The organism is Chromobacterium subtsugae, assembly GCF_001676875.1.
Classification (GTDB): domain Bacteria; phylum Pseudomonadota; class Gammaproteobacteria; order Burkholderiales; family Chromobacteriaceae; genus Chromobacterium; species Chromobacterium subtsugae.
In genome coordinates this window covers 1-18,467 of the sequence record NZ_JYKA01000014.1, presented here as the reverse complement: position 1 = coordinate 18,467, position 18,467 = coordinate 1, and the positions used below count along the sequence as shown (strand labels likewise).

Sequence of the window (18,467 nt, the reverse complement as noted above, 5' to 3'; positions counted from 1 at the left end):
TACAGACGCAAAAAGGCCGCCTTTCGGCAGCCTTTTACTCGCCCGCGGGCGGTGACAATTTGTAGATCAATTCTACCGCTGCATTTTGCAGAATTCAAGCGGCCCTTTGCTGTTTAATGCGGTTGTAAATCATCTGAACCAGTTTTGCTACACGATTCTCGTATTCCGCGGTCTGGATACCCAGCTGGCGGCACAGCACTTTCGGATTGCTGGCCTGCCATTCGCCGGCGCGATTACGGAAGCCGCGGAAATGAGCCAGCAGGATGGTCACGTCTCGCTCCGGCATACCCGCCTCTACGCGCCGACAAACCACGCGGCCGTGAGTAATTGCCCGCTCCACGCGCAGCGCCAGTTGGATGTCCACCGGCAGCCCGGCACCCTTCAGGTATTTGCAGGCGTCGCACGGGTCGGGCAGCTCGAAGCAATGCTCGCAGCGGTTCGACCGGTAGTTTTTGCCCTCTATGCCGGAGCGCCGGCTCGCCTGGCTGTCGCTGCGCTGCCAGCGACCCCAATTTTCCATGGCCTCGTGCGCCTCCAGCGGCAGGTTCAGAATGCGCATTGCGCGGATTACACCGATATCGACAACTGAACTCATTCCCTACCCCTTTCAGATTCCAAACCGACCAATCAGTGCGGCCTCGGCGCGGCCGTCGTCCTTCACTCTGGCGAACAGGCCAGCCTGGGCTGGAAACAGTTCCGCGGCGCGCGCCCGGCTGCCGTCCTTGCCATCCCTGCGCCCCGCCCGCTTCTGCCACTGCTGCGGCGTGACGAACGACACCGGCAGGCCCAGGCCCGCGCAGACGCCCTCCACGATGCCTGCGCTCTTGCCGAAGTTGAACATGCTGGCCACACCCTGGCCGGGCATGGCGCCAACTTTCTCGATCACCACATGCGCGCCGGCGAGCTGCCGGAGCAGGTCGGCCAGCAGCGCCGGCGACACGCTTCGCTTCGTGGCCTTGCCGCTCCTCAACTCCACGACCGGCATGTCGTACACGGCCAGCAGCTGCTCGCCGTCCAGCACCGCGATGGCGCCGTTGATTCCTGGGTCGATTCCTAGCCTCACGCCGCCCTCCATTTCCCGTTGATCACATGCAGCAGCGACCGCTTGCCGCTCGCGTATTGGATGCAGTGCGTGTGCCGCCAGCCGGACAACCCGGTGTTGTAGCCCATGGCCATCTGCGAGGACGTGCCGACCTGGTAGACGCCGTCGGCGATGCCCGGGGTGTGACTGTGACCAATCACCAGCTTGGCGCCAGCCTTGGTCATGCCGTGCAGACTGCCGCGCGCGCCGTTGATGCCTTTGTCGCCGTGCTGGCCATATTCCACGCCGTCGACAATGAACGACTCATCGCGGCGCAGAAAGCGAATGTTGTCCGCGCCCGGCAACAGCTTTCGCACCCAGTACTCCAGTGGATCCAGCTCGCGGCCGGCGGCCAGCGCGCGCAGCATTTCCAGCTTGGTCTCGTGGTACACGATGGCGTTTTGCACGTCCTGGGCGTTCTGGTGGTTTTCCAGCCAGCGGTAGATGTGCTCGTTGTGGTTGCTGCCGGCCAGCACCACTTCGGCGCCGGTGGCGGCGATGCGGCCCAGCAGATCCGCCGTAGCGCGCAGCTCACCATAGACGTCATCGTTGCCGGCCCGGCGCAGCCTGAACCGCTCGAAATAGTCGTTGTGATGGCTGGCGCTTTGAAAATCCAACACGTCATGCAGCACGATGGTTTCCGGCTGCAGGGCGTTGACCATGCTGTCGGCGCCGAACACTGTAGCCTCCAGCACCTCCGGATCATGGCGGACGCCGTGGAGATCGCCCAAGGCCAACACACGGGCGCGGTGGCTGATGCGCTTAGCGTTGCTGGCGCTGTACTTCCGGTCGAGATCACAGAAAGAGCCATCCTTGCCGGCGTTCAGGTGGCGAAAATGGGCGGCGCGGCCGTCCCACTCGACCACCACAGCGCCCTGCACCTGGTGGAATTCCCCCTTCTTGCCGGCTTTGCTCTTGCTGTAGACCGGCTCGGTGATGGCGCCGGTGGTCATCACCAGCTTGGCGGCGCGGCCGATGGCTACCGGCACGCTCTCCAGCGCGATCTTGGGGTGCGCGAAAATGCCGTGGCTGTCGCCACTCATCGTGTGCAGGCCCGACAGCGGGCGCACCGCGGTCGGCTGCGTCGGCACGTCGGCCAGCAGCAGGACGCCCGGGCACAGCTCCAGCCTTTCGACGGTCATGTACCGGGCCAGCTCCGGCGCGAACCACTCGTGCGGCTTTTCGAGGTTGCTTGTCGGGTTGCGATAGGCCACCGGCACGACGATCAGGCGCGCGCCGTTCTCGCGGCAGTACTGCTGCAGGCTCTTGAGGAACGGAGCGTGAACCGGCGAGCCCGACACGGCGCAGGTAATGACGAACCTGTTGCCGTCCGCTGGCTTGGCCACGGTCGTCGCCTGGGCGGCGCGGGCGCGGAACGTCCGGCCGCAGGCCTTGCACATGAATCGCTGTGCCGCGGCGGAGTGAACGCCATGCGGACCGGCGTCGTTGCAATTCGGGCAATTAAGCTGCATTCAACTCCCTTTCGTTCATCAGCCTTGCGGCTTCTGCTTTCGCCTCCCTCGAGGTCTGAAAATTGCCCAGGAACCGCGGCCACTCCCATAGCTCGTAGCGCGGCGGCGTGGCCAGCGCGTAGCGGAATATCCGCCAGTCTCCGCACGCTAGGCATTCACCCTGCAGAATCCATTTCATGCCGCACCCTTTATCGTGATCAGCCCTTTGGCCAGCAGGCGGCGCAAGGTCCGCACCATGGCGCGGCGCATGTAGAAATCTTTCTCGCCCGGCTGCCAGTCACACGGCACGCGGCCGTCGATGACGTCATGGCATGTGCTGCAGCCGTAGCAGCTGGAAACGTCGTCGGCCTTGCGCCCCATGCCGTGGCTTTCGTCCGGCAGATGGCACAGGACTGTCGTGTCGGCGCGGCCGTTGCAGATGCCGGCGATTTGCAGAGTGCAGGTCTCGCCGGCGGCGCTGTCGCGAATGGCTTGGCTGGCGATGCGCCTGGTGTCGCGCCGACCAGTGCCAGGCGTGGACCCGGGGCGCTGTACGATCTTGCTCGGCGTCTTCATGCCGCCCTCCTCCCATACGCTGCGCCCAGCCCGAATTTCACGCCCCTCTCCGCGCCGAAGGCGTAGATCAGCTCCAGCAGCTCGCCCATCTCCCGGATGCTCATGTCGCTGGTGCGCCGGCCCAGGATCACGAAGCCGCTGCCGTCCAGGTTCGGCACCACCTTGGTCTTGCGAAGGCCGGCGGTCAGCAGGTCTTTCCACTCCTCCGGCGTCAGCTTGTTGCCGTACCAGTCCAGTTGCTCACTGACATCCGTCAGCGCGGCCCACATGGCAGCGTTCTGGCTCAGGTTGCGGAGGCTGGCGGTCTGGATCGTGACCTTCAGGCCCCTGCCATCGGCGGCCTCGTCCAGCATCTTGCACGCCAGCTGGTATGCGTGGGCCATGCGCGGCCGGAGATCGGTGCCGGTCTGGATGGTGATAGTCTCGCGACTCATTCCGCCCCCCTTTCCAGCTGCAGCGCAGCCATGAACCACAATGGCGCGGTCAGCAGCAACATAGCGACGAGTAATGTGCCGATGACGGTTCGGCGCCAGGCTGGAGAGCGCTTCATGCCACCTCCAATGCACGGTAATCATCCCAATCGAAGACCAGCACCTCGCAGCCGTCCTCGCGCAGCCGGCTGAACAGCCTCGGCCCGATGCTGGCGGCTACGCCATCACGGTCAAGATTGCTCAGGAAGATGGTCGGCCGACGCGCCTCGTAGCGGCCATTCACGACGGCGAACAGCGAGCGCGCTTCGGTGTCGGTGCCGGACTGCACGCCGACCTCGTCGATGATCAGCAAATCCGGGGCGGTGTAGAGGCGGATAACTTTGCTTTCCGACATCGCCGAGTCGAAGCTCTTGGCTTCGCGGATAAGCCGCGCCATCTCGTCCAGCTTGGTGAAGACCGCGGTGCATTGGTAGCGATGCATGATGCGCAGCGCGATACCGCAGGCCAGGTGCGTCTTGCCGGTGCCGAACTCGCCCAGGAATATCGCGCAGCGGCCAGAGTGGCCGTGTTCAAACTCGGCGGCGTAGGCTTTGGCAAACTCCAGAGCCGTGCGCTGACCGTCATTCGCTGCGCGGTAGTTTTGCAGGGTGCGATCCTGGAAACGCAACGGGATGCCAGAGTTTCCGCACAGGGTCAGCCAGCCGGCGCGCTGGCGTTCTGCAGCCTGGGCCTTCTCGCGGGCCTGCTGTTCAGCGTCGGCCAGGTCTTTAGCCTCCTGCGCGCAGACCGGGCAGCGCGTCCAGACGCGGCCAATTGGATTGCGTGCGGTGTACTGACCGTGCCGCTCGCAGGCCTCGGTGCGCTCTCGCGGTGTCGCCGGCACAATGTCGGGCAGCAGCGCGCCAAGAGGTTTCAGCTCGTCCATCACAGCCTCCCGCTCTTGCCGTAGTTTTTGGGGGTTTGGTTGATGCGCGGCGCCGGCGGTGCGCGGTCAGGGTCGCGGCACAGCCATTCAGCCTTGAAGCCTCGCCACCCGCGCTCGGCGGCAATCTGGATGGCCTGGGCCAGTGTCAGCCGTGCCTTGGCGGCCTCGCGCTCGATGCCCTCAAGGGCCGTGGCAGTCAGCGGGGCGCGCTGGGCCTTACGGACTGCCATGAAGTCGGCGGCGTGCTGGGGATCGACACCCTTCGCCTTCAGGTCTTTGGCGGTAACGGGCTTGGACTCGACGTCGCTGGCGTCAGCCGGCGGCGTATTGGTTTTACTACTATCTGTGTAACTATCTGGTAAGCCATCTGGTATAGGTTCGCCCTTCTGGGCGTTTCGTTTCGCCCGTTTGGGCGCTTCCATTTGCCCATTTGGGCAGATGAGATGCCCGTTCAGGAAAATGGATTCGTCCACGAAGGCATACCACAAAGTCCGGTCGTAGCCCTGGTCGTTGTAGTTGCCCTTCATGATCACACCATGGCGGACGAGGCTGTCCAAGACGCGGCGGATTTGCTTCTCGGACAGATACGGAAACAACTCGCCAAAGGCCTTGATGCTGTTGTATGTCCAAGTCCGTCCGTCGTAGAGATGGCGCGCGTTTGCCTTGTTCTTGGCGATCCAGAACGATATGTTGTTGATGAACACGGCTTCCTCTACGCCATACAGGGCGGCATGCTGGATATCGAATGAATGCACCACGCTCATCTGCCTACCTCCAGCCTTGCGCCCTTTGCGGAATTACAAGGGCGGCACAGAAACTGCAGGTTTTCGAGGTCGTCAGTGCCGCCCCTTGAGAGAGGCTTGATATGGTCTACGGTCAGGTCTTCACTAGACATGCAATCGGGATGTGCGCAGATATACGGCTGGCCGGAATCAATCATGGCCAAGACAAGCGCATCCCGCTTGGAATCGAAAGAAGAGCGACGGCGACGGATCGCCTCCCGCTTTGCAGCGCGCGTAGCCTCCGTCTCCTGCTCGGCCTTGGCGGCGCTAGATGTCAGCGCAAGAAAGTCGTGGTAACTGAGGCAACTATATTTTGACAGCGGCCCCACGCCACCATGCGCGGCCATCTCCAGATATTTGTTATTTGCGCAGCTGAATGCCAGAGAGATTGATTGCAAAATCTCTTCGGGTGCCATGCCCTTCGCACCGGCAGCCAGAATCACTCCGTTATTCGGCGAGTAAGAAACAAAGTCGTTGATTTGCACCATGATTCCCATATAATTCCCTTTGTGTTCAGAACCCACCCGAGGCCCGGCCAGGCTGTTGACGGTGGGTTTTTCTGTTCCTGCATGACTGCGAAACGCGGCTTCTGATATGCTTAAATACCATTCGCATACAGGAGGCTGTATGAAGACCTTCATCAACAAAGTCAGATACGACCACTCAAACGGATATGCAGCAGTGGAGTTGATGATTCCTGCTGATAACGACGAGCTCGGATCGGTGGTCACCATTGATGTAGAAATCCCCATCAACAAGGCCTACGAATCGAGCTACGGTGTCCTTATGGAGGTGGCTATCCGCGAGGCATGTCGCCGCCACGCTTGGCTTGATAAAGTACTCCGCCCGGCCTAAGCTCATTCGCAATCGCGGCCTTGATCGCTTGCGGCAGCTGCGCGCTCAGTTCGCAAAGCTGCTGCTGCGCCGCCTCCAAGTCCTCCCGCAGGCCTGACACCATGCTGCCCAGCGCATTGACCTGCTGCTGCAATTGCTCGATGCCCATCACTCCCCTCCCTTGATTTCATGCGCCCGGCCGCCGGTGCCCGGAACCTTGTACGCGCTCAACTTGCACTGCCCGTTCTCGCCCGGTTTGTAGACCACCAGCACGGCCGGGAACGGCGCCTTAGCCTTCGCCCCATCGAACCGCAGTCGCTTATCCAGCGCGCGGATCTCTGCGGCCTTGAGCGCGTGGCGGTGGAACCAGCGCGTGTCCGTCCGCGCCGGCACCAGGCAGACCACCAGAGCGCCGTCGATGCTGGAGCGATACGCCTTAGCCATCCACAACTTGATCTGGTGACCGAACGGCGGATTCATCCAGACGACCTCCCTGCTCCAGTCCTGGGCCAGGCCATCCTGCTCACGCGTAAAGAACCGCTCGCACTTGGCGTTCGCGGGTGTCGCGCAGACGTCCAGCGTGAACCCGAACTCCGCATGCAGCTGGTCGAACAGCGCCTGTGGTGTTGGCCACTCGTCCGTTTTGCTGCTGAAGTGGATCTGCTCGCTCAGGTCGGCCACTAGGCGGCCTCCGCGAGTGCATAGTCGTTGGCGGCTTCGCGCGGCAGGAACGGGACAAGGCGCTCATCGCCGGTGACCGCGTACAGCCTGGCTCGCTCCGCAACAGAAAAACGAGCCGGACAGTGCGTCGTTTTGTCCCGATTGACCTTCCGCCTCAGCGAGTTGGGGTTTATGCCCAGCTCGTGAGCCAGATGCCTCAGTTTCAATCCTGTCCGATCCTTCCAGTCGGCGACGACCTGGTAGATCACCACATCGATTTCAGAAAACATGGTTCGCAACAATTCCTTGAAAAGTGATCATTTTCAAAGGTTTAGCGCTTTGCCATACTTCACTCAGCACCAAGCCAGACCCGCTGCAGCGCCTCGACCGGCTGCCACCTTGGAGCGCGATGCGGGTGTTCTTTGACAATTGGGTACATCGAAACGGAGATGCTCCATGCAATCCCCCGCTCAAAACTTTAACTCTATGCAAAACTTTTCGCAAGCATATGCATGTTTGTTTCGCAATGAGTTTATTTCACGTGATGCGAAAAATTCCTATCATTTGGGCATGGGAATCGATGTTTTTGATATACGGCGTGCGAATCTTGCGCGGCTTTTGAAGCCGAGGGGATCTGCTGCGCGCATAGCCGAAAAGGTGGGCTCCTCAGCCTCCTACCTCTCTACGCTGAAGACTCTGGACAAGAAGAATCCTAACTCGCGCCGGATGGGGGACGATATGGCGCGGCGGATTGAAGAGGCGGAAGGCCTGGAATACGGCTGGATGGACAGGAGCCACGACAGCGAACATGCTGCGGTGCCGGAGCAGGTCGTGATTACCGCTCAAACGGAAGAAGAGCTCGTGAAGCTCTTGCGCGAGAAAGGCGAGGCCTACGCCTTCGAGCTGCTCCGCAAGGCGTTCATGGAGCAGGAAAACAAAAAAGGCGACTGAGAGTCGCCTTTATTTTTACGCCACCATCTGCGCTAACCAGTCTGGATAATCATCAAAAATAGCTGCATCGCCACTGCGGTAAAACTCAACAGATCCATCCTCATACTTCCTTAGCCCTACTGTCACCTCGGCAACAATTCGGCCTCGCCTATCTGCCAGGCAGCACCCTACTGCCAAGTTACCGCTCACGGAATTCTCGTTTTTTTTCATATACAAGCACATGCGTTGTTGCGGAGCCATCAGTCTCACGCTGTCGGCGCCGGTGGGCATATACGTATTTTTACTTACATGCGACACCTGTCGCATGAAACTCCCTCGCAACAACCAATAGTGCATCCATCTGATTGCACGTCAGGTCCTCGCAGAGTTCGAGTAGCTCTAGTCGCTTGGCTGCCATCCTGGCGCTATCCTGGCCATGGAGTAGCACATCTGCCGGCATGCAAACGCACTCGGAAATCATATCCATATGTTCTTTGTTAGGCACTACATCTATGAGCCAACGGTATGCGGTAGACCTAGAGACGCTGCAGGCTCGGGCGAGCGCAGTGATTTTGATGCCCTTTAGGCGAAGGATGGCTTTCAGCCGTTCATGGAAGGATTGCACGCATGGATGCTAAGTGTAAGCACGTACTATTAGCAATAGTTCATGTTTGAACACTTGTAAAATCCATGCGACACCGTGCGACAAAATCTGATGCAATGGACATACACTGTCCGTTGGAGCAGTTGTATCAGCGACGGTCCTTCTCAGCCAGGATCAGCGCCCAGAGTTGGGTGATCTCGTCATTGCCACGGTCTACCAATTGGCGTGCAAGATCCTCCAGAGAGGTCGCCGCAATATAGGCCTTTTCCTCCTCCACCGCCGGCTCCCGCGGCCCTTTGCCTGTCTGCAGCCATTGCGGCCTCACCATGAGAACTTTGGCAAGCTTGAGCAGATCGCGCGGCTTTCTGGTCGGATCGAGTTCAAGAGCAGAGATAGTGCTTTGGGACACGCCTGCGCGTCCGGCGAGCACTTCTTGAGACATTCCCCGCTTCTCGCGGGCATTCCGTAGTCGGTCGGAGAAGCTATCCATCGCGGCATGGTGCCGCACAGATCAACCACAAAGGTGGTAACTATTACCCGTAAACAAGTTGATCGGTTGTGAAAAAGCCCGCGCGAGGCGGGCTTCGTGGGCGCCAGGTGTTTTTATCCGAACCGTGGTGGGTTAGGCCTGGGCCTGGGGGTAGTGTGGCAGCCGGCCGGCAGCGCGGCAAGACCTCAGGTTCAAACCCGCGCACCCAGCTCGACGGCCAGTCCCAGTAGGAATGTAAATCCGACATAGAAACCAAACACGATACCGATCAGCGCGATCTTCATAACAATCTCCGTCGTTGTGGAGCTGTTAGCATGGCATAGCGGGTTCGTCGGCAAGCCCCGGAAAGGCGCAGTTTTCGGCCCTATTCTGGAAAAGTGGCGCGAAACGAGGTTCTGGCCGGCTAAATTTTAAAAATCTAGATCGGCGCGAGGGCGGAATGAATGAGGGTGCCCGATTGGCAAGGCAAAGAAAAACCCGCCGAGGCGGGTTTTTTCAATCAGGCAACGCAAAGTCTTGCTTATGCAGCTTCAGCAAGGCAGGTATGCTTGTCGCGGATTACGCCAAGATCAATCAGCTCTTGGCGCGTTTGCCGGATATTGCAAAGTAAAGTGTCCAGCAGGCTGGAAATCTGCGCGCTGGTTAGCGCAGTCTTTTCCGTATCCGCGGAGGTCAAAGTGCGCATGTAGGCATCCATTTTTCTCTCCTGTTGATGTGATGGTTGTTAGAAATCTGCTTGATTTTGTAGAAGATCTACGAGTCTTCTGCACTCTTCAATGTCATTAGACTTGACTGCATTAATCAACATTTCAAGTCTTAAAATCTGTTCTTTTGCATTAATGAGTCGCTTTGCCAGATCATACAATTCATGGCCTTCGAGAGCCGTTATCACTACGCCAAGAATCGACTCATACACTTTTACTCGAAGCAGTTTGTCTTCAGCGTTCGGCCTTGGGGCAAGAAGTAAATCTTGGAAGCCAAATTGCTTAACGCTGCGGAGCACTTCGGTGGCTGTTGAAAATATTACAGCGCAAACCTCTTCAACTTGCTCGTTTACCCTTAACCATTCATCCGCATTACTCATTTTGATCCCCTCTGTGAAGGAATCATAATATCTTAAATGCATATCGATTGTGAAGGCGAGCAGCTAAGCGCTAGATCGTAATACAAATTCCCATAAAAATCCACAACTTACCGAGACTATAGCATCATATTTGCTACAGCCAATGCCTTTTACATGGAAGCGTACTGTACTTAAGTGGTGTGACTGCCTACCATCAAGTCGTTCATTCGCCATCACTCTAACAGTACGTTTGACGCTGCGCCTTGTGAACAACGTCACCACCTTGGCCTAGCATTGACCGCTCACAACCCCACCCACCAGAACACCCACTCACCCACCACCAGCAGCATCGTCACCAGCCTGCAGCCGGCCGGGTCCAGTGCCGCGGCGTCGCCGGCGTAGTAGAGCGGGTCGTTGGCGGCCGGCACCATCACAACACCTTATCGGTGCAACTTCCTGGATTTCTCTGGCAGGCCTCTGACTCCAACTTGCGTGCCGGCGGGCAGCTTGGGCTGCCAGGTTGCTCGCTGCAATTGATCTGGCGCTGCAGGTCTTCGCGCTTCAACTGTTTCTCATAGGACGCTTTGTCCTGGTCCAGCACCATCGGTGCCTTCTCTGCCAGTGGCTGGCTGGCCGCAGGCTTGGCGCGTACCGGCGCGTCCGGGAGCAATGTATCAGCCATGACAGGCAGCGCCACAAGGACCGTTATGATTGCTGCCAAATCACTCATTCTCTTCATATATCCCTCAGCCTCCTAGATCACACTCCACAACCATCGAAGGAATAACCAGGCGATCGAGACGACCGTCGCGCCAACAAACATCGCCAGGATCAGCACGCTCAACCAGTAGAGGGCCGCACCGCCAGCTGCGGCGCCGATCACGGTCAAGATCAAACGAATTGCCTTCGGCCACTCGGCGCCGCCGTGGGCCATGATGGTGTGCCAGGTGGCCCACCCTCCTCCAATCAGGCCAATGAACAGCCCGAGAGAGCGGATGTTGCTCTCGCGCGCCTCGTCCTCTGCTCGTGCTAGATCCGCAGCAGAGTTGTAGTGGGCGGTGACGCCGCCGCCCTGGCGTTTGCTATAGCGGGTCATGCCATCCCCTTTTCAATTTTGGCATCGAAGAACGTTATTACTTTCGAGCCGCAGGCCAAGGTGCCATCGCGAACACCCACAAAGCCAGCAGGTTCAGTACCGGCACCCACATGACAATGCTCAACACTCCAGGGAAGCCAGCTTTCCGGACGATCAACCATGCAGGCACCTGGAAGATGACCAGCATCACAAGGAACATCACCCAATGCCAAATAGAGAACGACCCCATCTTCTCCCCTTCCCTCCAGTGATATATCCGCCTCATCAGCAGGCCAGTAGCCTCAGCTCGCTGGCGGCTCGTACACGTTGATGCCTCTCATCACCGCCTACTTCAATGACACATTCAGCTCGTGCGGCAGTCGACGATCACCAGGCGCTTCAAATATCAGCCGCAAACAGGCAGCCAGTAAGTCATTTCAAAGGATCTCGAAGCTACATTTCCATCAGGGCTGGGGCCTGGCTCGATCTGCAGATTCGTCACATCAAGCACCCTACCCCCGAAGAAGGCGCGCGCGACAAATCGCCTCTCATCGGCCAATACCCCAAAAGAATTCGTCCCGGTTACATGGCCGCAAATGTAGCCGCTTGTGAACTCGCCTTCGACTTTCTCTTTTCTGAACGCCACGTCCCGAAATTGTGCTGAATCTGGGTTCTTCAGACTGCGGCGGACCCCCTCCTTGGCCGTCGCTATTGCCTTGTCCTCGGAGCTCTGCATTGCCACGGTTACAACGACGAACATCGCAACCATGGCTAATAGGCCAAGCACCAATCCGATCCAGATTGGTGACCTCTTCCTCTTGGCTCCGCAGCTCGGGCAGGCTCTCGCTTCGGAGCTGATTTCTTTGTTGCATTCATAGCAAGCGATTAATGACATGGCGCGGCCTCAGTCGGTTGCTGTTGGAACAATAGAGGTCGACATTGCAGAGTCGATCAGCACCCGAAATTTGTTGGGATGGTCGGCATCCAGGATTGTTTCTATCTCTTTCAGGCCGCCCGCGGGAAATTCAGCACCAATAATTACCCGCCCCGGCGTGCTGCGCAGAGCGACCACCTCGCCAGGGCCAACTTTCGCTCGCAACTTCCCGTTCACGAAAATCCGCACATCACAGCAGCCGCCCGTGAAGCCGCTATCACGTTTAACCAGGACTGCGGCAGCCCCTGAGCCTTCATCGAAAATTTTGGCAGGATCAACCGGTTTTGCTGCAGTAAAAGATACGGGCTGCGTCGCGCAGGCACCAAGCCCCAAAATGAAAGTAGTGCTAAATAAGAGTTTACGCATATGAAGACGCCACCCATGGTTGACATTGTCATTCTACGCCGCTGGCGACAGCTTAACGATTCGCAATCTGTTGCACTTTCGCACGTAAATTTCGCAGAAAGCAAAATAAATACTTGCACAACATTTCGCTGGGCATTAAAGTTTGTTCAACACACAGCGAAACTTTCGCACCGATCTCAAACAACCAGCAGCGATACGGCACAGCCCAGGGCGCAGAAGTACGGCACCCCTGTCAGGTCTCTGACCTGAGGAAGAAAGCCAAGTCATGCAGCAGCAACTGCATGTCGCGTGAGAGGGCCGCAAGGAGCGGACTAATGACCACGTAAGCGCCAAACCCACCGTGGCGGGTAACGGGGGAGTGAAGTAGAAGGCCGCTTCGAGAGAGGCGGCACACTTGAGCGGTTGCGAGTTGGCTACTCGCTACGATGAGGTCCGTTCGATCGAGCGCCGAAGCTGAGTGCAGGCTTAGGCGGGTGAGACCCGGGGCGACGGTACAGGATCACCAACAGGCTAACAATGCCTCATCTGCACCAGCTGGCAATGCCGCCAGCCCGCTTAAGTGTGAGAGCAGCGCACGGCGGCGCGGCGTCGATATAAAGCCCATAGTTGTGAGGTCCGCGCTCGTCGCGGAGATGTTGGGAACCCGCCGGCCCGGCGGCTTGCTCAGGGCAGGTTTCCGCAATACCTGTAGCGGCGCAACGATGGTCGAAAGATTCGTGACGGCGAGAGAGAACGCAACGCAGCAAACAGGCGAGAGCGGCCTGTTCTCCCGTGTAGGCGCCATCCGCGGCGCGAGGGATGCAGGCAGACCCCTACAGAATGACCCTGCCCTGGCTCAGCAGCGAAATCGGAAGGCGAGGACACCGCCCGGAATCTGAGATAGGACATCCCGACTGGCCGCCGTAAGCGGCCACCTACACGCATGACGATTGACGGAAACGCCGTGAGCAACCAACTTTTCCAAGCCAGTCGTCAGCCGTGTAGGTCGCAATCACAAACGAGGAACACATGAGCGAATTCAAAGTTGGTAGCAAAGTGAAGTTCACCACCATCCACAAGCGCGCCGGCAGCGGCAAGATCACTCACATCGACGATGGCCCGAAAGGCTCGTTCTACTCGGTGAAGGAAGAGGACGGCAAGATTACCAAGTGCCGCCTGAAGCAGCTGGAACACGCCTGATCCGCCGCCGGCCTGGCCGGCTTTACCACTGAACGCCTTGCTGTGAGCAAGTGCAGCGTTTGGCCACGCGTACCGGGCGCCACCCGGGCAGGAGCCGGCAGGACGTTCAGTAGTAAAGCAAGAGCCCCGCACTGCGCCGGGGCCGCTTCGGCGGGAGGCCTTCCGGTTGCGCACCCCAACCGATATGCGCAGATGGGTCGACCACAACACATCGTAGGTCGTTGCAACAGCGCCGGCAGCCCTCGCGGGTAGTCTGATGCCGGTCGTACCGCTGGATTCAGCGGCGGGGGATTGGACCATGTTCAGCAGTCGCTGGGTGACGAATCGCGCCAGCGCCCCCGCCCCTGCACCTCGCAATACGTGCTTGAGCCGTTCAATCGAATCGATTTATCTTTCAAGCGAATTTGATAGAAATGGACACTTGAATGCATCCTGATCTAGCCCGCTTGGTCGATATCGCCGGCATGGCTCTTGAGGCGGAAGACCGACAAATACTCGGGGCCGTTACCGCTAACCGAGTCGCATACTCCGGCGAGTCTGGCGGCCTTCTCCGCTTCAACAATGAGCGATTCTACCAATTCATAGTTGCCAAGTCCTTGCTGTCCTCTATGCCTTACAAGGTGTCTGTCGAAGTCAATTCTCACGACATGGTGTTGGAGGTGCCGGATACCGGAAATCACTTTGCTGTGGTCGAAATGAAGCGCTGGATGAGCCCGAATGGTGAGCAAGAGTTGCCGGGTATCCGCAAAGATATTTTCCAAAAATTACAAAATACGACAGGGGCTCACAAGCTCATGTTGCTGTTCTCATCCAATCCTCGTGATCAAATGCGCGAGCAGATGAGCTGGCTGCTTGAAAGACTTAACCTTCCCGAAGATAGCTTTTCATCATATTGCTTCTCAACATATGACCAGTTAGGCAAAGCCGTAGAGTTTTGGATCGCCGGGATTGAAATCACTTAGCCCCCTTCGTTCTCTTCCCTATCACCACACCCCGCCATGTGCGGGGTTTCTTTTTCTGGAGCACTCCATGCCCAAGATCGACATCACCATCCATGCGGATCTGGCCTGCGTCAGACCACGCACCATCGCCACTCGCACCGAGATGGAGGTTCGCATCGAGGGCGTGGCACTGGAAGACCTCTTGCAGAGCGTGTCCGCTGACGATCTGGTTCGTCTCATCGGAACGGATGAAATCATCGCAGCAGTTGGCCGGGTTCGAAATGCCGACCTGCTGCTACGCAAGGAAAGGAAAGCAGCATGATCGCCAATGCCATCGCAGCGCCCTCCTCGGCGCTGATTCACCAAGACTGCCGCAACCTGCGCGCAGCCAATTCCGGCAGCTACGCAATCCACTCGCTGGCTGGCTTCCGCGTCCACTTCCAGTTTCCTCGCACTCGCCGCCGCATCGACAACCTGATCGTGCTGGCGCGCAGCAAGGGGGAAGTACTAGACCGCGCAGACTCGATTCTGCCCGACTACCTGCCCACCGGCATGTCGCGGATATGAGGGAGATCATCAGGAGCACCATTGGCGGCCTCGTCGCCACCTCACTTTTCTTCGCCGTTGTCACTGTGGCGCAAGCCGTGGAGCAACTCAAATGAACGCACGTCAGTTCCTCCCCATACATGGCCCCATTGCTCACCACATTCATGGCGGCTGCCTTGTTGTTGCCGGGCAACTCGCCCTGCCGGTGCAGAGCAATATCGAAAAGGCCGACTGGTCCGCAGCAGAAAATTGCGAAGCCACAATGGCCATGGCCGCTCAGGTACTGTCGCTTGTCAACGCCATGCCGGACGGGCCCGCGCGGCGCCGAACGGTTCGACTGCTGGAGGCGGCTCGGAAGAGCTACGCCCAGGTAGTAAGGAGTAACTGAGATGATCGCAAACCTTTCAGGCACGTCTGATTTGATCAGCGCCGCCAACCTCATGGCCGATTTTGTTGCCCGGGTGAACGGCCACTTCGATCAGATCAAGCCGCGGCCGGCATTCGCCATCAAGGTGAAGGGCCAGGCGCTGATTGGCGAGGTTGCCATTCCTTGGGAGGCGCATCCGGGTTTCGCCTTCACCATCCGCGAGCTCAGCGAGGCTGAGGCCGATGCTCTAGGCGGCCGGCTTCGCAACTCCCTCGAAGCCTCCATTGACCGACTCGGCACCAGCCAGCCGCTGGCGCCGAACGTCGTGCACATTGAAACGGCGCGCAAGCCTGAGCCGGAGCAAAAGCCATCCCGCAATTGGGATGAGGACCGCGAAGGCATTCTCGGAACAAGAAGCGTATGGGGATGACCATGAAACGAACCGAATGGAAGCAGGCCTGGCGCTTCGTCCGCGCCATGTGGCCGCAGATCAACCAGGGCGATGGCTGGAAGCACCTCACCGCCCAGCAGCATCAAGCCGCTCAATCACTCGACCAACGCAACACCGCAGCGCCAGCCCACAAGCTGGCGCTTCCGTTTTAAGAACCGGAGAAAATCATGCAATTCCATCAGGCACAGCGCAAAAAGGCCAAGCTACGGCTGGCACTGACTGGCCCCAGCGGAGCAGGCAAAACCTACGGCGCGCTTCTCGTCGCCAAAGGCCTTGGCGGCAAGATCGCCGTCATCGACACCGAGCGCGGTAGCGCCTCGCTTTACTCCGACATCGTGGACTTCGATGTCTTGGAGCTGGACCCGCCCTATACGCCTGAACGCTTCCTTGAAGCGATGAGAGCCGCAGAGGCAGCCGGCTACAACACGGTAATCCTCGACAGCATTACCCACGAATGGAGCGGCGTTGGTGGCTGCCTCGAAATGAACGACCAGTTGGCCAAGGCCAAATTCAAGGGCAACACCTGGTCGGCCTGGAACGAGACCACCCCACGCCATCGCGCCTTCATTGACGCCATCCTGCGCTCGCCCATGCACGTCATCGCCACGATGCGGAGCAAGACCGAAACGACTCAGGTTGAAGAAAACGGCAAGAAGAAGGTGGCCAAGCTGGGCATGAAGTCTGAGCAGCGCGACGGGCTGGAGTACGAATTCACTGTCGTTCTGGATATCTCGCACGACGGCAATGTCGCGCTGGCCAGCAAGGACCGGACTCGCCTCTTCGCTGACCCAGTCCGCCTGAGTGCCGAAACTGGCCACCTGCTGCTGGAATGGCTGGAGAGCGGCAAAGACCCGGCACAGATGATGGCGGAAGAAGTGGATATGGCCATCGAGACGATGCGCGGCTGCGACAACCTGGGCTCGCTGCAGGGCATCTTCGCCGGCGCGTGGAAGCGCTGCGATGAAGTGAACAAGGCCCGCCTGAAGGCTGAATACGATCAACTGAAATCCGCGCTGGAAACCAAGGAGCAAGCCGCATGACCGCCATTATCTTCGACTGCGAACACACCGGCCTGAGCGGCCCCGAGCTGATCGAGGCCGCCTGGTTGCAGCTGAGCGGCTTTTCATTGGCAATGGGCACGCAATTTTGCCAACGCTACCGGCCGAGCAAGCCGATTCAGCTGGGCGCAATGGCTGTCCACCACATCCACGACGATGACCTGGTTGACTGCGCGCCGCATACCGATTTCCAGTTGCCGGCCGGCACCGTCTACATGATCGGCCACTTCATAGAGAGTGACTGGAAGGTGATCGGACAGCCGGCGGTCAAGCTGATCGATACCTGCGCGCTGGCGAAAAAAGTGTGGCCCGGCCTGGACAGCTACAGCCAAAGTGCCCTGATTTACCACTTGATGGGCCGCGAAGCCAGGGAGCACCTGCGCGAAGCCCACAACGCACTGGCTGACGTGCTGATCTGCCATCGCATCCTGCGCGCCATCATGCTCCGACTGAGTGAGCAAGGCTTTGTCGTGGACAGCTGGGAGCGGCTTCACCAGTTGTCCGAAGAAGCTCTGGTGCCGACCGTGATGCCTTTCGGCAAGCACAAGGACACGCCGCTGGTCGCCTTGCCGCGCGACTATGTGTCCTGGGCAATCAAGAACCTGGACCACTCGCAAAACCCGCGCTTGGAGAAGGCGCTGAGGAGTCTGCAATGAACAGCATCACCTTTGACGGCCGCCTAGCCGCCGACGCCGAGCTTCGCTATACGCAGGCCGGCGAACCTATCCTCACCTTCCGCGTGGCCAGCGATATCGGCTTCGGAGAGCGCAAGACCACCAACTGGTTCAGCTGCCAGGTCTGGGGCAAGCGCGGCGAATCGCTGAAGAACTACTTGGCAAAAGGCCAGCAGGTGACGGTCTATGGCCAGCTTAACCTGCGCGAATGGCAGGACAAGGACGGCAACAAGCGGCTATCGCCGGATGTGCGCGTCAACGAGCTGAGCCTGCAGGGCGGCCGGCAGGAGGATGGTGGAACGCATTCGCCACGGCAGGAGCCGCCGGCAGCGCCGCGCCGCCAGGAGCCGAGGGCAGCCCCACGCATGGATGACATGGACGACGACATTCCGTTCGCACCTCTCGGCCTGCAGCGCCGCTTCAGCACCTATTCGATGTAATGCCAGCAACAGCCCACCGCCGGCGCATGTGGATCCGCGCCGCCATGATCAAACAAGCCCGCCGCGCGCGGGCTTCATCAATTCTGGAGCCATCATGCAAAACCCCCGCGACATCCGCCGCCAAACCGGCCTCAACCAGCAACAGTTCTGGAGCGCTCTCGGCGTCACCCAATCCGGCGGCAGCCGCTACGAGAACGAGCGCAACATCCCCAAGCCGGTACAGACCCTGATAAACGTAGTCCACGTTCATGGCATCGACCTGTCCAAGATCACAGCCGAGAATGCCCAGGTCATCCGCGCGCTGCTGGCTGGTGAGCTGGATGTTACATCTCTACTCCGAACCGCCGAGAACATGCGCAAACTGTCTTTACTTGCCGCGGGAGTGTCGAGTGAGGCCGCCAATACATCAGCACGGCTCCAAGGACTGGGGGTGGCAGCATGACCTGGTTCAAACAACTGTCGTTCTACCGCCTGGCCGGCCTGGTCGATCAGGCTGCCCTTGCCGCCACCCTGGAGCGGCGCCCGTTCCAGCCCTGCATGGGCCTGGATTGGTTCAACGAAGGCTGGGTGGCTCCGGCCAGCCACCTGGACGTGCCGGTCTACGCAGAG

35 protein-coding genes are annotated in these 18,467 nt (G+C 59.2%); 13 read left to right on the top strand and 22 right to left on the bottom strand.

Annotated features, from left to right (window positions below; genetic code table 11):
• Positions 1 to 94 precede the first annotated feature (94 nt).
• The 11 genes from MY55_RS15985 to MY55_RS15930 form a co-directional block, all read right to left on the bottom strand.
• A complete protein-coding gene (locus MY55_RS15985) occupies positions 95 to 595 on the bottom strand; it encodes a hypothetical protein (RefSeq protein ID WP_146008312.1) in 501 nt (166 codons plus the stop codon).
• 12 nt (positions 596 to 607) lie between these two features.
• Positions 608 to 1,063, bottom strand: coding sequence for a RuvC family protein (locus MY55_RS15980; RefSeq protein WP_208856053.1), 456 nt, complete (start codon positions 1,061 to 1,063; stop codon positions 608 to 610).
• Positions 1,060 to 2,427 (bottom strand): hypothetical protein, encoded by a 1,368-nt coding sequence (locus tag MY55_RS15975; RefSeq protein WP_167595303.1) that lies wholly within the window; start codon positions 2,425 to 2,427, stop codon positions 1,060 to 1,062. Before MY55_RS15975 ends, MY55_RS15980 begins: the two co-directional genes overlap by 4 nt.
• A gap of 300 nt (positions 2,428 to 2,727) precedes the next feature.
• A complete protein-coding gene (locus MY55_RS15965) occupies positions 2,728 to 3,108 on the bottom strand; it encodes a nuclease domain-containing protein (RefSeq protein WP_080770186.1) in 381 nt (126 codons plus the stop codon).
• On the bottom strand, positions 3,105 to 3,542 hold the full coding sequence (locus tag MY55_RS15960; RefSeq protein ID WP_197466020.1) for a recombination protein NinB: 438 nt from the start codon (positions 3,540 to 3,542) through the stop codon (positions 3,105 to 3,107). Before MY55_RS15960 ends, MY55_RS15965 begins: the two co-directional genes overlap by 4 nt.
• A 112-nt stretch (positions 3,543 to 3,654) precedes the next feature.
• On the bottom strand, positions 3,655 to 4,464 hold the full coding sequence (locus MY55_RS15955) for an ATP-binding protein (RefSeq protein ID WP_081284714.1): 810 nt from the start codon (positions 4,462 to 4,464) through the stop codon (positions 3,655 to 3,657).
• The gene (locus MY55_RS15950; RefSeq protein WP_065202675.1) at positions 4,464 to 5,228 is read right to left on the bottom strand and encodes a hypothetical protein; all 765 of its coding nucleotides are present in this window, start codon (positions 5,226 to 5,228) and stop codon (positions 4,464 to 4,466) included. Before MY55_RS15950 ends, MY55_RS15955 begins: the two co-directional genes overlap by 1 nt.
• Complete coding sequence (locus MY55_RS24645) at positions 5,225 to 5,980, bottom strand: HNH endonuclease (protein ID WP_244270692.1); 756 nt, start codon at positions 5,978 to 5,980, stop codon at positions 5,225 to 5,227. Before MY55_RS24645 ends, MY55_RS15950 begins: the two co-directional genes overlap by 4 nt.
• A gap of 62 nt (positions 5,981 to 6,042) precedes the next feature.
• A complete protein-coding gene (locus tag MY55_RS15940; protein ID WP_065202673.1) occupies positions 6,043 to 6,249 on the bottom strand; it encodes a hypothetical protein in 207 nt (68 codons plus the stop codon).
• The gene (locus tag MY55_RS15935) at positions 6,249 to 6,761 is read right to left on the bottom strand and encodes a DNA N-6-adenine-methyltransferase (RefSeq protein WP_065202672.1); all 513 of its coding nucleotides are present in this window, start codon (positions 6,759 to 6,761) and stop codon (positions 6,249 to 6,251) included. Before MY55_RS15935 ends, MY55_RS15940 begins: the two co-directional genes overlap by 1 nt.
• Positions 6,761 to 7,030: a phage regulatory CII family protein gene (locus MY55_RS15930; protein ID WP_065202671.1), complete on the bottom strand. Its 270-nt coding sequence runs from the start codon at positions 7,028 to 7,030 to the stop codon at positions 6,761 to 6,763. Before MY55_RS15930 ends, MY55_RS15935 begins: the two co-directional genes overlap by 1 nt.
• A 166-nt stretch (positions 7,031 to 7,196) precedes the next feature.
• Here MY55_RS15930 and MY55_RS23680 point away from each other — a divergent pair, with 166 nt between their 5' ends.
• Entirely contained in the window at positions 7,197 to 7,691 is a 495-nt protein-coding gene (locus MY55_RS23680) for a hypothetical protein (protein WP_157889345.1), read from the top strand.
• 15 nt (positions 7,692 to 7,706) lie between these two features.
• On the opposite strand, the gene MY55_RS24025 is transcribed toward MY55_RS23680, so the two are convergent.
• The 11 genes from MY55_RS24025 to MY55_RS23655 form a co-directional block, all read right to left on the bottom strand.
• Positions 7,707 to 7,997: a hypothetical protein gene (locus tag MY55_RS24025; protein WP_167595301.1), complete on the bottom strand. Its 291-nt coding sequence runs from the start codon at positions 7,995 to 7,997 to the stop codon at positions 7,707 to 7,709.
• On the bottom strand, positions 7,972 to 8,295 hold the full coding sequence (locus MY55_RS24640; RefSeq protein ID WP_122983743.1) for a helix-turn-helix domain-containing protein: 324 nt from the start codon (positions 8,293 to 8,295) through the stop codon (positions 7,972 to 7,974). The genes MY55_RS24025 and MY55_RS24640 overlap by 26 nt, the downstream gene beginning before the upstream one ends.
• Before the next feature lie 127 nt (positions 8,296 to 8,422).
• Positions 8,423 to 8,764 carry a helix-turn-helix domain-containing protein gene (locus tag MY55_RS15915; protein ID WP_065202669.1) on the bottom strand — a complete coding sequence of 114 codons (342 nt, stop codon included), beginning with the start codon at positions 8,762 to 8,764 and terminating at the stop codon, positions 8,423 to 8,425.
• A gap of 520 nt (positions 8,765 to 9,284) precedes the next feature.
• Positions 9,285 to 9,461, bottom strand: coding sequence for a hypothetical protein (locus MY55_RS23670; protein ID WP_157889343.1), 177 nt, complete (start codon positions 9,459 to 9,461; stop codon positions 9,285 to 9,287).
• 27 nt (positions 9,462 to 9,488) lie between these two features.
• Positions 9,489 to 9,848 (bottom strand): hypothetical protein, encoded by a 360-nt coding sequence (locus tag MY55_RS23665; RefSeq protein ID WP_157889342.1) that lies wholly within the window; start codon positions 9,846 to 9,848, stop codon positions 9,489 to 9,491.
• Between the two features lie 281 nt (positions 9,849 to 10,129).
• Entirely contained in the window at positions 10,130 to 10,261 is a 132-nt protein-coding gene (locus MY55_RS24470; RefSeq protein ID WP_279625456.1) for a hypothetical protein, read from the bottom strand.
• Entirely contained in the window at positions 10,258 to 10,566 is a 309-nt protein-coding gene (locus MY55_RS15910) for a hypothetical protein (RefSeq protein WP_065202668.1), read from the bottom strand. Before MY55_RS15910 ends, MY55_RS24470 begins: the two co-directional genes overlap by 4 nt.
• A gap of 15 nt (positions 10,567 to 10,581) precedes the next feature.
• The gene (locus MY55_RS15905; RefSeq protein WP_065202667.1) at positions 10,582 to 10,923 is read right to left on the bottom strand and encodes a hypothetical protein; all 342 of its coding nucleotides are present in this window, start codon (positions 10,921 to 10,923) and stop codon (positions 10,582 to 10,584) included.
• Entirely contained in the window at positions 10,920 to 11,084 is a 165-nt protein-coding gene (locus tag MY55_RS23660; RefSeq protein ID WP_157889341.1) for a hypothetical protein, read from the bottom strand. The genes MY55_RS15905 and MY55_RS23660 overlap by 4 nt, the downstream gene beginning before the upstream one ends.
• Positions 11,085 to 11,308: 224 nt before the next feature.
• On the bottom strand, positions 11,309 to 11,797 hold the full coding sequence (locus MY55_RS15895) for a hypothetical protein (protein WP_157889340.1): 489 nt from the start codon (positions 11,795 to 11,797) through the stop codon (positions 11,309 to 11,311).
• Between the two features lie 9 nt (positions 11,798 to 11,806).
• Entirely contained in the window at positions 11,807 to 12,202 is a 396-nt protein-coding gene (locus MY55_RS23655) for a hypothetical protein (RefSeq protein ID WP_157889339.1), read from the bottom strand.
• Between the two features lie 1,008 nt (positions 12,203 to 13,210).
• On the opposite strand from MY55_RS23655, the gene MY55_RS23650 reads away from it, so the two are divergent.
• The 12 genes from MY55_RS23650 to rdgC all read left to right on the top strand — a co-directional run.
• On the top strand, positions 13,211 to 13,381 hold the full coding sequence (locus MY55_RS23650) for a hypothetical protein (protein ID WP_155294739.1): 171 nt from the start codon (positions 13,211 to 13,213) through the stop codon (positions 13,379 to 13,381).
• Positions 13,382 to 13,806: 425 nt separating this feature from the next.
• On the top strand, positions 13,807 to 14,343 hold the full coding sequence (locus MY55_RS15885) for a hypothetical protein (RefSeq protein WP_043573568.1): 537 nt from the start codon (positions 13,807 to 13,809) through the stop codon (positions 14,341 to 14,343).
• A 67-nt stretch (positions 14,344 to 14,410) separates the two neighbouring features.
• Entirely contained in the window at positions 14,411 to 14,644 is a 234-nt protein-coding gene (locus tag MY55_RS15880; RefSeq protein ID WP_065202664.1) for a hypothetical protein, read from the top strand.
• Entirely contained in the window at positions 14,641 to 14,889 is a 249-nt protein-coding gene (locus MY55_RS15875) for a hypothetical protein (protein ID WP_065202663.1), read from the top strand. Before MY55_RS15880 ends, MY55_RS15875 begins: the two co-directional genes overlap by 4 nt.
• A 91-nt stretch (positions 14,890 to 14,980) precedes the next feature.
• Complete coding sequence (locus tag MY55_RS15870; protein ID WP_065202662.1) at positions 14,981 to 15,256, top strand: hypothetical protein; 276 nt, start codon at positions 14,981 to 14,983, stop codon at positions 15,254 to 15,256.
• Between the two features lies 1 nt (position 15,257).
• Entirely contained in the window at positions 15,258 to 15,665 is a 408-nt protein-coding gene (locus MY55_RS15865; RefSeq protein WP_065202661.1) for a hypothetical protein, read from the top strand.
• 2 nt (positions 15,666 to 15,667) lie between these two features.
• Positions 15,668 to 15,838, top strand: coding sequence for a hypothetical protein (locus tag MY55_RS23645; protein WP_157889338.1), 171 nt, complete (start codon positions 15,668 to 15,670; stop codon positions 15,836 to 15,838).
• Between the two features lie 15 nt (positions 15,839 to 15,853).
• On the top strand, positions 15,854 to 16,726 hold the full coding sequence (locus tag MY55_RS15860) for an ATP-binding protein (protein ID WP_065202660.1): 873 nt from the start codon (positions 15,854 to 15,856) through the stop codon (positions 16,724 to 16,726).
• The gene (locus tag MY55_RS15855) at positions 16,723 to 17,400 is read left to right on the top strand and encodes a putative quorum-sensing-regulated virulence factor (RefSeq protein ID WP_065202659.1); all 678 of its coding nucleotides are present in this window, start codon (positions 16,723 to 16,725) and stop codon (positions 17,398 to 17,400) included. The genes MY55_RS15860 and MY55_RS15855 overlap by 4 nt, the downstream gene beginning before the upstream one ends.
• Positions 17,397 to 17,858 carry a single-stranded DNA-binding protein gene (locus MY55_RS15850; RefSeq protein WP_065202658.1) on the top strand — a complete coding sequence of 154 codons (462 nt, stop codon included), beginning with the start codon at positions 17,397 to 17,399 and terminating at the stop codon, positions 17,856 to 17,858. The genes MY55_RS15855 and MY55_RS15850 overlap by 4 nt, the downstream gene beginning before the upstream one ends.
• Before the next feature lie 94 nt (positions 17,859 to 17,952).
• Positions 17,953 to 18,300 carry a helix-turn-helix domain-containing protein gene (locus MY55_RS15845; RefSeq protein ID WP_065202657.1) on the top strand — a complete coding sequence of 116 codons (348 nt, stop codon included), beginning with the start codon at positions 17,953 to 17,955 and terminating at the stop codon, positions 18,298 to 18,300.
• Positions 18,297 to 18,467: recombination-associated protein RdgC (gene rdgC / locus MY55_RS22775; RefSeq protein ID WP_167595302.1), on the top strand; the 171-nt coding region annotated here is incomplete at its 3' end. The genes MY55_RS15845 and rdgC, both read left to right, overlap by 4 nt.